This window comes from Siccirubricoccus sp. G192 (genome assembly GCF_019084075.1).
Taxonomy (GTDB): domain Bacteria; phylum Pseudomonadota; class Alphaproteobacteria; order Acetobacterales; family Acetobacteraceae; genus G192.
Map to the genome: position 1 here is coordinate 3,264,676 of NZ_JAHREN010000001.1, position 13,775 is coordinate 3,278,450.

The window sequence follows — 13,775 nt, forward strand, 5'->3', positions numbered from 1 at the left end:
AGGTTCCAGTCGGGCCGGGCTTGATCTAATCTCCGCGCCAACCAAGGAGGAAGCATCATGGCCGCCGTCACCGCCGAACTCGCCGCCTATAGCGCCGCGCTGGACTTTGCCACCCTGCCGCCGGCGGTGCAGGAGCGGACCCGGTTCCTGCTCCTCGACCTGGTCGGCAATATCGTGCGCGGCCGGCATGACGCGGAAAGCACGCCGGCGCTGCTGGCCATGGTGCGGGCGCTGGGGCTGGCGGCCGGCGGCTCGGCGGTGTTCGGGGACAGCGCGCGCTATACCCCGGCGGGCGCGGCGCTGCTGAACGGCGCCCTCGCCCATAGCCTTGATTTCGACGACACCCATGCGGCCGGCACGCTGCATCCCGGCGCCCCGGTGATCCCGGCGGCGCTGGCGGCGGCGGAGATGGTGGGGGCCAATGGCCGAACCGTGCTCTCGGCCATCGTCGCAGGCTATGAGGTGACCTGCCGCCTGGCCCTCGCCTTGCCGGGCGGCGACCATTATGACCGCGGCTACCATCCTACTGCCACCTGCGGCGCGTTTGGCGCGGCGGCGGCGGCCGGGCGGGTCTTCGGCCTGTCCAGGGAAGCGATGCAGGACGCCTTCGGCATTGCGCTGAGCCAGGCCGCCGGCAGCCTGCAATTCCTGGCCAATGGCGCCTGGACCAAGCGCTTCCAGGTGGGCTGGAGCGCCATGAACGGCCTGGCCGCAGCCACCCTGGCGCGCGAGGGCTTCCGCGGCGCGGCCGAAGCCTTCGAGGGCAAGGCCGGCTTCCTGCGCGCCTATGCGCCGAAGCCGACGCCGGAGCGTGCCTTGCAGGGCCTTGGCACCGAATTCGAGCTGATGAACACGGCGGTGAAGCCCTATCCCTCCTGCCGCTACGGCCATGCCTCGGTGGATGCCGCCATCGCGCTGCGCGCCGAGCATGGGCTGAAGCCCGAGGAGATCGAGGCGGTGACCATGGGCCTGCCCAACAAGGGCATGCTGTTGGTGGGCGCGCCGCTGGCCTACAAGCAGAACCCGCAGAATGTGGTGGATGGCCAGTTCAGCGGCCCCTTCGTCGTCTCCTGCGCCCTCGCCACCGGGCATATGGGCTGGGACAGCTACGCGCTGCTGCAGGATCCCGCGGTGCGCCGCCTGCTGCCGCTGGTGCAATGCGTCGAGGATCCGGAGATCCAGGCGCTGTTCCCGGAGAACATGTCCGGCAAGCTCACCATCCGCGCCCGTGGCCAGGAATTCGTGAAGAAGGTCGTGGTGGCGAAGGGCGAGCCCGCGAACTTCCTGACCGAGGCCGAGCTTCGCGCCAAATCCCACGGCCTGGCCGATGCCGTGCTGGGCCGGGAGCGCGCGACGCAACTGGCGGATGCCGTGATCGGGCTCGACCGCGCCGCCGATGTGGGGACGCTGATGCGGCTCGGCGCGCCGATGCTGGCGGCGCGCCTGGCGGGCGAATAGGGCACTGCCCGCCGCACCCCAGCTTGGTGCGGCGGCCCAGCCCGCGGTTCAGAAAGCCACGGAGAGCGACAGGGCGCCGAAGTGGAAGCTTTTGGACTGGCCCACGAATTCCTTGCTGCGCCAGTCCTGCGTGTAGCTGAGCCGGATATTGTGCCAGAATACCGCGACGCCCAACTCCAGGTCCCCCACGAAGGGCCGGTGGTCCACCGAACGGCTGTCGCGCCAGGTATTGCCATCCAGGAAGATGTCGCGCGCCACGGCCCGGCCGCCGGCGCCGGCGAAGACATACCAGCCGAAGCCCTCGCCAACCGGCGCCGGCGCATCGCTGATGGTCGGGCGGATGCGCGGCGGGCCGAAATCCCGATTGAGCCCCTGCCCCAGCCGCACCCGCGCCCCGGCCGCGGCATAGATCTGCACCGTGCCGGCCGCGACGCCCAGGGTCGGCAGCGCATCCACAGCCAGCCCGGCCGGCAGCGTGAAAGCCGGCACCCGCCAGGTGCGGTCCCAGCCGAGATTGAAGACCGGCTCGTCCTGCAACTGGTAATGCCAGCCGCGCGCCTGCCGGTCGCTGAGCATGTTGTGGACCACGTCCTGCGTCGGCCGCGCCAGGGAGGAAGGGCCAACCACGCCCACTTGCAGGCTGAGGCGGTCGAGCGTCGTCTCGGTCCGCCGGTCCAGGCTGATCTCACCGTACAGGTAGCCGGCATAGGGCCGGTCGCGCGGGTCGGGGTTGGAGAGGCGCTTGTCGACGGGCGTGTACATGTTCTGCCCAAGCGCCAGGCCCCAGCGCGTCTGCGCCGGGCCCAGCAATCCGCCGAGGCCGCGGTCGACCCAGGCAAGCGGCGCGGGCAGGCTGCCCTCGGCGGAGCTGTAGCCGAGCCGGAAGCCGTTCGTGTACCAGCGGTCAGTCTGGGCGGCGTAGGTATCGTTCTCGGTGAGCAGGCTGACGACGGCACGGGGGTCCGGCGGCGGCAGCATCTGCGCCGCAGCCGGGCCGGTGGCGAGCAGAATGGCAGGCAGGACCGTAATAAGCATTCGCTGCATGAGGAGCTTCCAGGCGCAATCGGAGCGTGCCAGCCTTGCCTAGATCGATTGGCACGGCAATGCAGCGGTGCCGCGGCCCGGCCGATTTCACTCCGGCGCGATCTGGTCTAGCCTGGGCCGCGCCGCCCCCACGGATGGGTGGCAGAGCGGTCGATTGCATCGGTCTTGAAAACCGACGTGGGTTCACGCCCACCGTGGGTTCGAATCCCACCCCATCCGCCGCTGCGAACCACGCCGCCACACAAGCGTTGCGCCAGCGGGACAGTCCGCCGTCCCGCCTTTCCCAATCCCACGGAGGTCCGGCAATCCATGGACGACCGAATTCCGCCCGCGGCGGAAGGGCGCGAGCGCCGCGCTGAAATCCGCTTCCTCCGCCGCGTGCTGATCCTGGCTGCCGTGGTCGTGACCGGGCTATTCCTCTGGGCAGCGCGTGGCGCCGTGCTCCTGGCCTTCGGCGCCACCGTCGTCGCGGTGCTGCTGCTTGCCGCGTCCAGGCCATTCCAACGGCATCTCGGCCTGTCCCGAGGCTGGTCATTGCTGGCTGGCGGCGGGACGGTGCTGGGGGTGCTCCTGCTCATCGGCGCGCTGGTCGGTGGCGAGGTGCGCTCACAGGTCACGGATCTCGGCGCCCGACTGCCGGATGCCGCCCGGTCCTTGGAGCGCCGCCTGGGTATCAACCTGCCCGATCTCGGTCAGGCATCCGCGGAGGAGGCCGGGGACAGCGCCAGCCGGCAGGAAGCACCTCCCGCAAACGGTCCCATCGGCGTGTCCGATCTCAGTGATGCGGTGCAGCAGATCGCCGCCTTCAGCGTGTTGCTGATCGATGCCGCCTCGGCGCTCGTGCTGGCGCTGGTGGGCGGCATCTACTTGGCCGCCAGCCCCAACTTCAACCGACGCGGCCTGGTCGCGCTGGTGCCGAAGGCGCAGCAGGGCCGCCTGGAGGATCTGTTTGAGACCTGCGGCCGGGCGCTGCATGGCTGGCTGCTGGCCACGCTGATATCGATGGCTGCGGTGGGCGTCCTGGTCGGCCTCGGGACCTGGATGATCGGGCTGCCGGCGCCGGTGGCGCTCGGGCTGTTTGCGGCGGTGACCGAGTTCGTGCCCATCATCGGCCCCTTTGTCGGCGCAGTCCCGGCCCTGCTGCTGGCGCTGGGCCAGAGTGGCAGCGCCAATGGAGGCTGGCTGGGCGGCCATGCGGTGTTCGGGACGGCGCTGCTCTTCCTGGTCGTGCAGCAGGTCGAATCGAACCTGATCGCCCCGCTGATCCAGCGGCGCATGGCCGAGGTGCCGCCGGTGCTGCTGCTGTTTGCCGTGGTGGCCATCGGCTCCGTCTTCGGCCTGGCCGGCGTCGTTCTCGCCGCGCCGCTCACGGTGGTGGGCTATGTCGCGGTGCAGAAGCTTTATGTCCGGCAGACCCTGGGCGAGCCCGCCAAGGTGCCGGGCGAGGCGTCCCCTGGGCCGGAGCCGGGGTAGCGGCGGTTCGTTTCGAAAATACTCCGGAAGCGTCCGACTTTTCCGGTGCAATGTTAACCCTCCGGCAAGCCGGACGCGCTTCAAGCAAGAAAAGGATGGACGGCAGCAGGGTGGCGCCGATGATGAGGAATCTCGAACCCAGCAATCGCGATGCGCTGACCGGCGCGGCGAGCGAAGCAGCGTTGCTCCGCTTCACCGAGGCGGTGCTCGAGCTCGCCCAGCATCCGGGCCCGCCGGTTGGCTTCCTGCATATCGACATCGATGGCTTGGCGGAGATCACCGCGCATCTCGGCGCCGCGGCCACCGAGGCGGTGCTGCTCGGCATCGCCGACCGGCTGCATGAGGGGGTACGCGGGCATGACCTGGTGGGGCGGGTCGGCGACGGCTTCGGCATCTGCATGCCCGACCTGCTGCCCGCCCAGGCGCGCGGCGCGGCGGAGCGGCTGCGGCGGGCCCTGGCGGGGGCGCCGGTACCGACACCAGCGGGGGAGCTTGGTGTCACCTGCAGCATCGGCTTGGCGCTTGCGCATGGACCATTCTCCGGTGCCGCCGCGCTGCTGGCGCAGGCAAGGCTGGCCCTGCTGGAAGCCCAACTGAATGGCGGCGACCGCGTGGTGGCGGCTGACTAGCGGCCCGATCGGCGGAGGGCATCTGCCCGAAGCCGTGAATCGACCCGCAGGAGGCAGAAACCGGCGGCATGGATGGCGGGCGGGTGGCGCTTCGTCCTATCATGCCGGCGTGAACCTGCTCGCCCCGCCCCGCGCCAGGCTGCCGATCGAGGTGGTCTTCGACCTGGTCTGCCCCTGGTGTTTCCTTGGCATCCGGCGCCTGCGCCGGATGCTGCGCGGCCGCCCGGATATCGGGGCCGAGCTGATCTGGCGACCCTTCCTGCTGAACCCGGACCTGGCACCGCATGGGGTAGCGCGGCAGGACTACATCATGCGCAAATTCGGCGGCGAGGAACGTGCCCGCCGGCTGCACGGCACCATCGCCGAACTCGGCCGGACGGAGGGGATCGACTTCCGTTTCGATCGCATCCGCCGGGTGCCGCATTCGCTGGACGCGCACCGGCTGGTTCGCTGGGCTGGCCGCTTCGGCGCCGCCGACACGATGGTGGAGGCGATCTTCCACGCCTATTTCGCCGAAGGCGCCGAGATCGGCGATGCCGGTGTGCTGGCCGCGATCGCCGGCCAGCAGGGGCTGGACGCCATCGCTGCCCGCCGCTTCCTGGCCACGGTCGCGGAGGTCGAGGCGGTGCATGCGGACAACCTCCGCGCCCACCGGCTCGGTATCAACGGCGTGCCCTGCTTCGTGGTGGCCGGGCGCCACGCCATCGCCGGCGCGCAGGAGCCGGAGGTGCTGGAGCGGCTGCTGGATGTGGCGCTGGTGGAGGGCTGAGTCCGGTGCCGCCGGGCTTCGACGCCTATCTCGATCGGCTGCCGCAGGACGAGTATCTGGAAACCCACCGGCTCCGCTACCAGGAAACCTGGGCGCGGCTGCACGACCTGGCCGCGGGCGCGGGGGAGGTCCTGGAACTCGGCGCCCTCTCGCCCATCGGGGGCTTCCTGCGGGATTGCTGCGGGGCGCGGGTGGCGACGGTGGAATGCGATCTCCGCTATGCCTATCCCGTCCCGGATGGCAGCGCGGAGCTGGTACTCTGCCTGGAGGTACTGGAACACCTGAACGACGCGCACCTGCCCGGTGCCAGCATCGGCGAAATCGCCATGTTCGCCCATTCCGGCGCCCGCAACATGTTCCGCGAATGCCGGCGCATGCTGCGGCCGGGCGGACGGCTGGCCCTCACCACCCCCAATGCCGGCTCGATCGATGTGCTGGGCAATGTGCTGCGGCGGCGTCACCCTTTCCACTACCCGCCGCATGTCCGCGAATACCCGCCGGCGGAGGTCGTGGCCCTCGCGCGGAAGGCCGGATTCCTGGTGGAACGCGCCGATACCTTTTTCGCCTGGAACTCGCATCCCGATATCGACCGGACGGCGCTGATGGCCGGGCTGGCGGCGCTCGGCTTCGACATGGCTGATCGCGGCGACGACGCCTTCTTCGTCTTCCGCGCGCCGGAGGGCTGACGGCCCGATCGCCGGAGGGCGCGCGCCCGAAGCCGTGAATCGGCCCGTGGATACCCCGCCGTCAGGCCGCCCTGGCCTGGCCCGCCACCTTGGCCAGCGCGCCCAGCAATTCCTTCGCCACCCGCACCCGCTGTGGCAACTCCATCTCCCGCAGCATGGCCAGCTTGTGGTCGGGGCGGAGCCGTACCAGGCCCTTTTGCGCCGAAACCCAGGAGACCAGCCCGCCGGGGTTGCGGAACTGGTTGCGATGGAAGCTCAAGACCACACCCTTCGGCCCGGCATCCAGCTTCTCGACCCCGGCCTCCCGGCAGAGGCGCTTGATGGCCACCACCTGCAACAGGTTCTCCACCTCCTGCGGCAACGGCCCGAAGCGGTCGGCGAGTTCCGCCGCCATGGCCTCGATCTCGGCCTCGGTCGCCAGCGCGCCGATGCGGCGATAGAGACCGAGGCGCACGGGCAGGTCCCGCACGTATTCCTCCGGGATCAGCACCGGCAGGCCGAGATTGATGTTCGGCGTCCAGTCGCGGGCGTAATCGGCCTCGGATTTGCGCCGGCCATGCCCCGCCTTGATATCCGCCACCGCGTCTTCCAGCATCTGCTGATACAGCTCGATGCCGACCTCGCGGATATGCCCGGATTGCTCGTCGCCCAGCAGGTTGCCGGCGCCGCGGATATCGAGGTCGTGGGATGCGAGGGTGAAGCCGGCGCCAAGGTTGTCCAGCGTCTGCATCACCTCCAGGCGCTTCTGCGCCGCGGCGGAGAGCCGGTGGCTGGGCGGCCAGGTGAGATAGGCATAACCCCGCTGCTTGCCGCGCCCGACCCGGCCGCGAAGCTGATAGAGCTGCGCCAGGCCGAACATGTCGGCGCGGTGGATCAGCAGGGTATTCACCGCCGGCATGTCGAGGCCGCTTTCCACGATATTGGTGGAGAGCAGCACATCCGCCTTGCCGTCGCCGAACTCGGTCATCACCCGCTCCAGCTCGGTCGGCGAGAGCCGGCCATGCGCCTCGACGATGCGCGCCTCGGGCACGATCTCACGCAGGCGTTCCGAGACCTTCGGCATGTCCTCCAGCCGCGGCACCACGCAGAAGACCTGGCCGCCGCGGAACCGCTCGCGCTGGATCGCTTCCCGCAACACCACCCCGTCCCAGGGCATGATGAAGGTGCGGACCGCCAGCCGATCCACCGGGGGCGTGGCGATGATGCTCATCTCCCGCACGCCGGTGAGCGCCAATTGCAGGGTGCGCGGGATGGGCGTGGCGGTGAGCGTCAGCACATGCACATCGGTCTTGAGGGCCTTCAGCCGCTCCTTGTGGGCCACGCCGAAATGCTGTTCCTCATCGACGATCACCAGCCCCAGATCGGCGAATTCCACGCTCTTGGCCAGCAGCGCATGGGTGCCGACGACGATGTTGACGGAACCGTCCTTCAGCCCCTCCCGCACCTTCGCCGCGTCCTTGGCCGTCACCATGCGCGAGAGCTGCGCGACCTTCACCGGCAGGCCCTCGAAGCGCGCGGTGAAGCTACGATGGTGCTGCCGCGCCAGCAGGGTGGTCGGCACCACCACCGCCACCTGCGCGCCGCTCATGGCCACCACGAAGGCCGCGCGCAGGGCCACCTCGGTCTTGCCGAAGCCGACATCGCCGCAGATCAGGCGGTCCATCGGGCGGCCGGCGGCGAGGTCCTCCAGCACATCGGCGATGGCGCGGGTCTGGTCCTCGGTCTCGGCGAAGGGGAAGCGGGCGCAGAACTCGTCCCAGGCCCCCTCCGGCGGGGTTGCCAGCACGCCTTCCTTGACGCGGCGCTCGGCGGCGATGCGGATGAGCTGCGCCGCCATGTCCTGGATGCGCTGCTTGGCCTTGGCCTTGCGGTTCTGCCAGGACACCCCGCCGAGCTTGTCGAGCGCGACCCCCTGCCCCTCACTGCCGAAGCGCGACAGCACCTCGATATTCTCGACCGGCAGAAACAGCTTGTCGCCGCCATCATAGATCAGCCGCAGGCAGTCATGCGGCGCGGCATTCACATCGATGGTCTCAAGCCCGTCATAGCGGCCGATGCCGTGGTCCTGGTGCACCACCAGGTCGCCCTGCTCGATCCCCGTGGCGTCGGCGATGAACTGGTCGGCGCGCTTCCGCCGGCGCGGCGGCCGGGCGATGCGCTCGCCGAGCAGGTCCTGCTCGCCCACCACGGAAAGGCCGAAGCCGGCGCCGGTCGCCTCCTTCGGTACGGTGAAGCCGCGTTCCAGGCCGAGCACCGCCAGCCCGACCACGCCAGGCTTGAGCGCCCTGAGCCCGGCCCAGTCCTCCACCGGGCTGGCCGCCACCCGGTTCTCGCGCAGCAGATTGGCCAGTCGCTCGCGGGAGCCGCGCGTCCAGGCCGCGACCACCGGCCGGCGCCCCTGCCTGGCCATGGCCTCGGCATGCTCGGCATAGGCGGCGAAGACGTTCTGGCCGGCGGCGCGGGCCTCGGTGAAGAGGCGGCCGGGACGGCCACCTGCCTTGATCCCCTCGGCCCCTTCGGCCTGGGCGAAGGGGCTGAAGCGGAAGAGAGGCCCCTGCCCCAGCATGGCGTCCCAGCCGCGGCGCGTCAGATAGAGGCTGCCGGGCGGGGCCGGGCGGTAGGGCACCTCGCCCTCATGCGTACGGACCGGGGCACGGCGGGCCTGGTAATGGTCGGCGATCATCTCCAGCCGGGCCGCGAGCACCTCCTCCGTCTGGTTGTCCAGGCTGACCGAGGCGCCAGGGAGGTAATCGAGCAGGGTTTCCATGCGCTCATGGAACAGCCCGGCCCAATGCTCCATGCCTGGATGCTTGCGGCCGGCGCTGACCGAGGCATAGAGCGGGTCCTCCGCCGCCGCGGCGCCGAACAGCTCGCGGTAGCCGGTGCGGAAGCGGGCGATCGAGGCTTCGTCGAGGAAGACCTCGCCCACCGGCCGCAGCCAGAGTTCCGTCAGCGCCTCGCCGCTTCGTTGCGTGCCGGTGTCGAAGCGGCGCATGCTCTCGATCTCGTCACCGAAGAGGTCGAGGCGCACCGGGTCCGGCTCCCCGGCCGGGTAGAGATCGAGGATGCCACCGCGCACCGCATATTCCCCGGGCTCCATGACGGTGCCGGTGCGGCCATAGCCATTGGCCTCCAGGAAGGCGGTGAGCCGTTCCGGCGGCACCCGCCCGCCCCGTTGCAGCAGCATGGTGGCGCCCTGGAAGACCTCCCGCGGCGGCACCTTCTGCACCAGGGCATTCACCGTGGTGACGATGATGCGTGGCCGCGGCCCCGGCTCCAGCAGGCGGGTTAGGGTCGCAACCCGCTCAGCCACGATCTCCGGGTTGGGGGAGACGCGGTCATAGGGCAGGCAGTCCCAGGCCGGGAAGCGTAGCACCTCCACCTCGGGGGCGAAGAAGCCCAGTGCCTCGATCAACCGGGCGGTGCGGGCATCGTCGCGGCAGACATGCAGGACCGGGGCCTCGGTCTCGGCCCGGCGGCGGGCCAGCAGCAGGGCATCGAAGCCCTCCGGCGCACCATGGACGGTGAGGCCGGGGGTGAGGCCTGCCAGGCCGGTGGGCGCCTCGCTCACATCATTCATGGGCGGCGCAATTCCTCCGGGATGCCGGCGCCCGGAGTGGCGCATTCCACCACCAGGCGGTCCAGCATGGGGCTACGACACTCCTCGGGCACCGGGCGGCGGCCGGAAAGCCAATCCGCCAGGTCCACATCCGGGAAGTCCAGCACCGCCTCCAACGCCTCGACCTCGGCATCGGTCAGGGTGGCGATGTGGCGGGTCACGAAGCCGCCGATCATCAGGTCGCCTTCCTTGGTGCCGCGGTGGCGGGCGCGGAAGACCAGGCGGCGGCGGCGGGGGTCGAGGGTTTCTGGTTCGGCTGGCATGTCGCTGCTTTGCACGGGTGCTGGCATATAGAGGTGCATGGGAATCTTGTCAGCCCGACGCGGCATCCGGCAGAAAGGTTGCGCGTGACCTTGCCCGAACACAGCCCAGGCGCCGCAGCGCCTGCGGCGGCCAGCGAAACCTGCCTGGCGCCATTGATGGCGCCCCTCGCCACCTTGCCCGGGGTCGGTCCTGCCCTCGCCCGGCGCCTGACGGAGGCGGTGGGCGGGGACCGGGTGCTCGACCTGCTTTTCCACCTGCCGGAACGCTATGCCAGCCGCATCCCGGTCTCCGGCCCGGCCGAGGCGCCGGCGGACGCCGAGGTGATCCTGCGGGCGGAGGTGGTCTCGCTGCGCGGCGCCAGGTCAAAATCCGGCCGGCCCTATGTGGAAGTGCGGGCCGAATCGGGCGGCAAGCGGCTGCTGATCCGCTATATCAACGGCCGCGTGGAATGGCTGCAGAAGCTGCTGCCGCCGGGCACGGAGCGGCTCTTTGCCGGCAAGGTGAAGGCCGAGGGCGGCGTCCATTCCATGATGAATCCCCTCTCCGCCACCGGGCCAGAGGGGCTGCCGCTGCTGGAACCGGTCTGGCCGCTGGTGAAGGATCTCCGGCTTTCGCAGGTGGCGAAGGCCATGGCGGCAGCGCTGGCCTTGGTCCCGGACCTTCCGGAATGGCACGATGCGGCGCTGCTCCGGCGCGAGGGCTGGCCGAGCTTCCCCGCGGCGCTCCGGGCGGTGCAGGCCCCGCAGGAGCCGCCCTCCCCCCCCACCCGCACCCGGCTCGCCTATGACGAGGCGCTGGCCGAGCAATTGGCGCTGGCCCTGGTGCGGCGGCGGGTGCGGCACCGGCCGGGGCGGCCGCTGACCGGGGATGGGCATCTCCGGGACCAAGCGCTGGCCGCTTTCGGCCACCCCCTCACCCCCGCCCAGGCGCATGCCCTGGCGGAAATCGATACCGATTTGGCCGCCCCCGCCCGGATGCTGCGGCTGCTCCAGGGCGATGTCGGCTCCGGCAAGACCCTGGTGGCGGTGCTGGCCATGTTGCGGGCCGTGGAATCCGGCGTCCAGGCGGCGCTGATGGCGCCGACCGAGTTGCTGGCCCGGCAGCATCTGCGGGTGGTGGCGCGGCTCTGCGTGCCGGCCGGGGTGCGGGTGGGATTGCTGGCCGGCAGCGTGAAGGGGGCGCAGCGGCGGCGGGTGTTGGCCGGGCTGGCGGAGGGCTCGGTCAAGGTCGTGGTCGGCACCCATGCGCTGTTCCAGGAGGGGGTGCAGTTCCGCGACCTCGGCCTGGCGGTGGTGGATGAGCAGCACCGCTTCGGCGTGGCGCAACGCCTGATGCTGGCCGAGAAGGGCGACTCCGCGGATATGCTGGTGATGACCGCGACGCCCATCCCGCGCACCCTGCTGCTCACCCAATGGGGCGAGATGGCTGTCAGCCGGCTGCACGGCAAGCCGGCCGGGCGGCAGCCCATCACCACCACCCTGCACGGGCTGCGGCAATTGCCCGAGGTGGTGGCCGGCATCGCCCGGGCGCTGGAGCGCGGTGCCCGGGTCTATTGGGTCTGCCCGCATGTGGCCGAGAGCGAGTCCATGGACATCGCCGCCGCCGAAACCCGTTTCGCGGAGCTGACCGCGCGTTTCGGGCCGATCGTCGGCCTGGCGCATGGCCGGCTGGACCCGGAGGTGCGGGAGGCGGCGATCCGCGACTTTGCCGCCGGCCGCACCCGGATCCTGGTGGCGACCACGGTGATCGAGGTCGGCGTCGATGTGCCGGAGGCCACCGTGATGGTGGTGGAACATGCCGATGCCTTCGGCCTTGCGCAGTTGCACCAGTTGCGCGGCCGGGTCGGGCGCGGCGCGGCGGCTTCCTACTGCATGCTCCTGTATGACGAGGGGCTGGGCCAGGCCTCGCGCGAGCGGCTGCTGATCCTGCGCGACACGGAGGACGGCTTCGCCATCGCTGATGCCGATTTCCGCCTGCGCGGCAGCGGCGAGGCGCTGGGCACCCGGCAATCCGGCGCCCCGGTCTTCCGGCTTGGGCTGGAGGAGGCCGAGGCACAGGAGGGGCTCATCATCATGGCCAATCGCGACGCCGCGCTGCTGCTGGAAAAGGACCCGGCGCTGGCCGGTGAGCGCGGCCGGGCGGCACGGCTGCTGCTGCGGCTGTTCGGCAAGGCGGAGGCGATGGGGACGCTCCGGGCGGGCTGACCCTGCCGGGGGGCCTTGCAAAGACGACGCTACCTTGTACACCCGGCAGCCATCGCGGACACTCCCGGGGGGGACACGGCCTTGGCCGCGCTGATCGAGATCGAGCGCCTTACCAAACGCTTCGGCGGCTTCACCGCCGTGGATGATGTTTCCTTCACCGTGGACCGCGGTGAGGTGCTGGGCTTCCTCGGCCCCAATGGTGCCGGGAAATCCACCACCATGCGGATGCTGGCCGGCTTCATGCCGCCCACCTCCGGCACCGCGCGCATCTGCGGTGCCGATGTGGTGGACCAGCCCGTGGCGGCCAAGCGCAGCCTCGGCTTCCTGCCCGAGGGTGCGCCGACCTATCCGGAGATGACCGTCACCGGCTTCCTCGGCTTCACCGCCCGCATCCGCGGCTTCCGGAGCTCGGAGGCGGATGATCGGGTGGCCAGGGCCATGCGCATGACCCAGCTCGAAGGCGTCCGGCTGCAATCGATCGAGACGCTTTCAAAGGGCTTCAAGCGCCGCGTTGGCCTGGCCCAGGCCCTGCTGCACGACCCGCCGGTGCTGGTGCTGGACGAACCGACGGATGGGCTCGACCCCAACCAGAAGCATGAGGTGCGCGAGTTGATCCGCCGCATGGCACCGGAGAAGGCCATCGTGATCTCCACCCATATCCTGGAGGAGGTGGATGCGGTCTGTACCCGGGCCATCATCATCGCCCGCGGCCGGGTGATCGTCGATGCCGCGCCCTCGGTGCTGGAACGGGAGGGGCGGAGCCTGGAGGAAGTGTTCCGCGAACTCACACTCGGCGCCCCGAAGCAGGAGGCAGCCTGATGGCTCCTGCCCTGATCGTCGCGCGCCGCGAGCTGGCGGCCTATTTCGCCACGCCCGTCGCCTATGTCTTCATCGTCATCTTCCTGGTGCTGTCGGGGGCGCTGACCTTCACGCTGGGCAATTTCTTCGCCCGCGGCCAGGCCGACCTAATTCCCTTCTTCTCCTTCGTGCCCTGGCTTTTCCTGTTCCTGGTGCCGGCGCTCACCATGCGGCTCTGGGCGGAGGAACGGCGCCTTGGCACGATCGAGTTGCTGCTGACCCTGCCGCTGCCGCAGTGGCAGGCAGTGCTCGGGAAGTTCCTGGCGGCCTGGGCCTTCTGCGGCATCGCGCTCGCGCTGACCTTCCCGCTCTGGATCACGGTGAATGTGCTGGGCGAGCCGGATAACGGGGTGATCCTCTCGGGCTATATCGGCTGCCTGCTGGTGGCGGGCGCCTATCTGGCCGTGGGCGCCGCGGTCTCGGCGCTGACCCGGAATCAGGTGGTGGCCTTCGTGCTGGCGGTGGCGATCTGCTTCGTCTTCACCGCCGCCGGCAGCCCGGTGGTGGGGGAATTCCTCGATGCCCGCATCCCGGGAATTGGCGGAGGTCGCCCGCGGCATCTCGGTGGCCGACCGCTTTGGGGGCTTCACCCGCGGCGTCGTCTCGGCCCGCGATATCATCTTCTTCGGCAGCTTCATGGCCTTCTTCCTCTTCGTGAATGCCGTCATCCTCGACCACCGCAAGGCGGATTAGGCGCATGAGCGAGACCGCCACCTCTCCGGCGCCAGCCCCCCGCTCCTCCCCGGCGCGGCAGCCGGCACCTCTGGTCCT

The 13,775-nt window shown here is 70.4% G+C and carries 11 protein-coding genes and 1 tRNA gene; 9 read left to right on the top strand and 3 right to left on the bottom strand.

What is annotated here, in order from left to right:
- Positions 1 to 57: 57 nt before the first annotated feature.
- Positions 58 to 1,458 (top strand): MmgE/PrpD family protein, encoded by a 1,401-nt coding sequence (locus KSF81_RS15645; protein ID WP_217379777.1) that lies wholly within the window; start codon positions 58 to 60, stop codon positions 1,456 to 1,458.
- Between the two features lie 48 nt (positions 1,459 to 1,506).
- On the opposite strand, the gene KSF81_RS15650 is transcribed toward KSF81_RS15645, so the two are convergent.
- A complete protein-coding gene (locus KSF81_RS15650; RefSeq protein ID WP_217379778.1) occupies positions 1,507 to 2,502 on the bottom strand; it encodes a lipid A deacylase LpxR family protein in 996 nt (331 codons plus the stop codon).
- Between the two features lie 132 nt (positions 2,503 to 2,634).
- On the opposite strand from KSF81_RS15650, the gene KSF81_RS15655 reads away from it, so the two are divergent.
- The 5 genes from KSF81_RS15655 (at position 2,635) to KSF81_RS29785 (ending at position 6,059) form a co-directional block, all read left to right on the top strand.
- Positions 2,635 to 2,721 (top strand) — tRNA-Ser (locus tag KSF81_RS15655).
- 90 nt (positions 2,722 to 2,811) lie between these two features.
- Positions 2,812 to 3,975: an AI-2E family transporter gene (locus KSF81_RS15660; protein WP_217379779.1), complete on the top strand. Its 1,164-nt coding sequence runs from the start codon at positions 2,812 to 2,814 to the stop codon at positions 3,973 to 3,975.
- Positions 3,976 to 4,070: 95 nt separating this feature from the next.
- The gene (locus tag KSF81_RS15665; RefSeq protein ID WP_217379780.1) at positions 4,071 to 4,604 is read left to right on the top strand and encodes a GGDEF domain-containing protein; all 534 of its coding nucleotides are present in this window, start codon (positions 4,071 to 4,073) and stop codon (positions 4,602 to 4,604) included.
- A 109-nt stretch (positions 4,605 to 4,713) separates the two neighbouring features.
- Positions 4,714 to 5,373 carry a DsbA family oxidoreductase gene (locus KSF81_RS15670; protein ID WP_309139574.1) on the top strand — a complete coding sequence of 220 codons (660 nt, stop codon included), beginning with the start codon at positions 4,714 to 4,716 and terminating at the stop codon, positions 5,371 to 5,373.
- 5 nt (positions 5,374 to 5,378) lie between these two features.
- Positions 5,379 to 6,059: a methyltransferase domain-containing protein gene (locus KSF81_RS29785; protein ID WP_217379782.1), complete on the top strand. Its 681-nt coding sequence runs from the start codon at positions 5,379 to 5,381 to the stop codon at positions 6,057 to 6,059.
- A gap of 61 nt (positions 6,060 to 6,120) precedes the next feature.
- Here the strand turns inward: KSF81_RS29785 and mfd are convergent, their stop codons facing one another.
- Together mfd and KSF81_RS15685 are read right to left on the bottom strand one after the other, a co-directional pair.
- On the bottom strand, positions 6,121 to 9,639 hold the full coding sequence (gene mfd / locus KSF81_RS15680; RefSeq protein ID WP_217379783.1) for a transcription-repair coupling factor: 3,519 nt from the start codon (positions 9,637 to 9,639) through the stop codon (positions 6,121 to 6,123).
- A complete protein-coding gene (locus tag KSF81_RS15685) occupies positions 9,636 to 9,941 on the bottom strand; it encodes a succinate dehydrogenase assembly factor 2 (protein ID WP_217379784.1) in 306 nt (101 codons plus the stop codon). The genes mfd and KSF81_RS15685 overlap by 4 nt, the downstream gene beginning before the upstream one ends.
- Positions 9,942 to 10,025: 84 nt before the next feature.
- On the opposite strand from KSF81_RS15685, the gene recG reads away from it, so the two are divergent.
- The 3 genes from recG (at position 10,026) to KSF81_RS15700 (ending at position 13,705) form a co-directional block, all read left to right on the top strand.
- Entirely contained in the window at positions 10,026 to 12,146 is a 2,121-nt protein-coding gene (gene recG / locus KSF81_RS15690; protein ID WP_375293334.1) for an ATP-dependent DNA helicase RecG, read from the top strand.
- An 81-nt stretch (positions 12,147 to 12,227) separates the two neighbouring features.
- Positions 12,228 to 12,965, top strand: coding sequence for an ABC transporter ATP-binding protein (locus KSF81_RS15695; RefSeq protein WP_217379786.1), 738 nt, complete (start codon positions 12,228 to 12,230; stop codon positions 12,963 to 12,965).
- Positions 12,965 to 13,705 (top strand): ABC transporter permease, encoded by a 741-nt coding sequence (locus tag KSF81_RS15700; protein WP_254453554.1) that lies wholly within the window; start codon positions 12,965 to 12,967, stop codon positions 13,703 to 13,705. Before KSF81_RS15695 ends, KSF81_RS15700 begins: the two co-directional genes overlap by 1 nt.
- Positions 13,706 to 13,775: the final 70 nt, after the last annotated feature.

What these genes read in the sequence shown, in the direction of transcription:
- KSF81_RS15645 (WP_217379777.1), top strand. Translation starts at nt 58, where the DNA reads ATGGCCGCCGTCACCGCCGAACTCGCCGCCTATAGCGCCGCGCTGGAC.
- KSF81_RS15650 (WP_217379778.1), bottom strand. Translation starts at nt 2,502, where the DNA reads ATGCAGCGAATGCTTATTACGGTCCTGCCTGCCATTCTGCTCGCCACC.
- KSF81_RS15660 (WP_217379779.1), top strand. Translation starts at nt 2,812, where the DNA reads ATGGACGACCGAATTCCGCCCGCGGCGGAAGGGCGCGAGCGCCGCGCT.
- KSF81_RS15665 (WP_217379780.1), top strand. Translation starts at nt 4,071, where the DNA reads ATGGACGGCAGCAGGGTGGCGCCGATGATGAGGAATCTCGAACCCAGC.
- mfd (WP_217379783.1), bottom strand. Translation starts at nt 9,639, where the DNA reads ATGAATGATGTGAGCGAGGCGCCCACCGGCCTGGCAGGCCTCACCCCC.
- KSF81_RS15685 (WP_217379784.1), bottom strand. Translation starts at nt 9,941, where the DNA reads ATGCCAGCCGAACCAGAAACCCTCGACCCCCGCCGCCGCCGCCTGGTC.
- KSF81_RS15700 (WP_254453554.1), top strand. Translation starts at nt 12,965, where the DNA reads ATGGCTCCTGCCCTGATCGTCGCGCGCCGCGAGCTGGCGGCCTATTTC.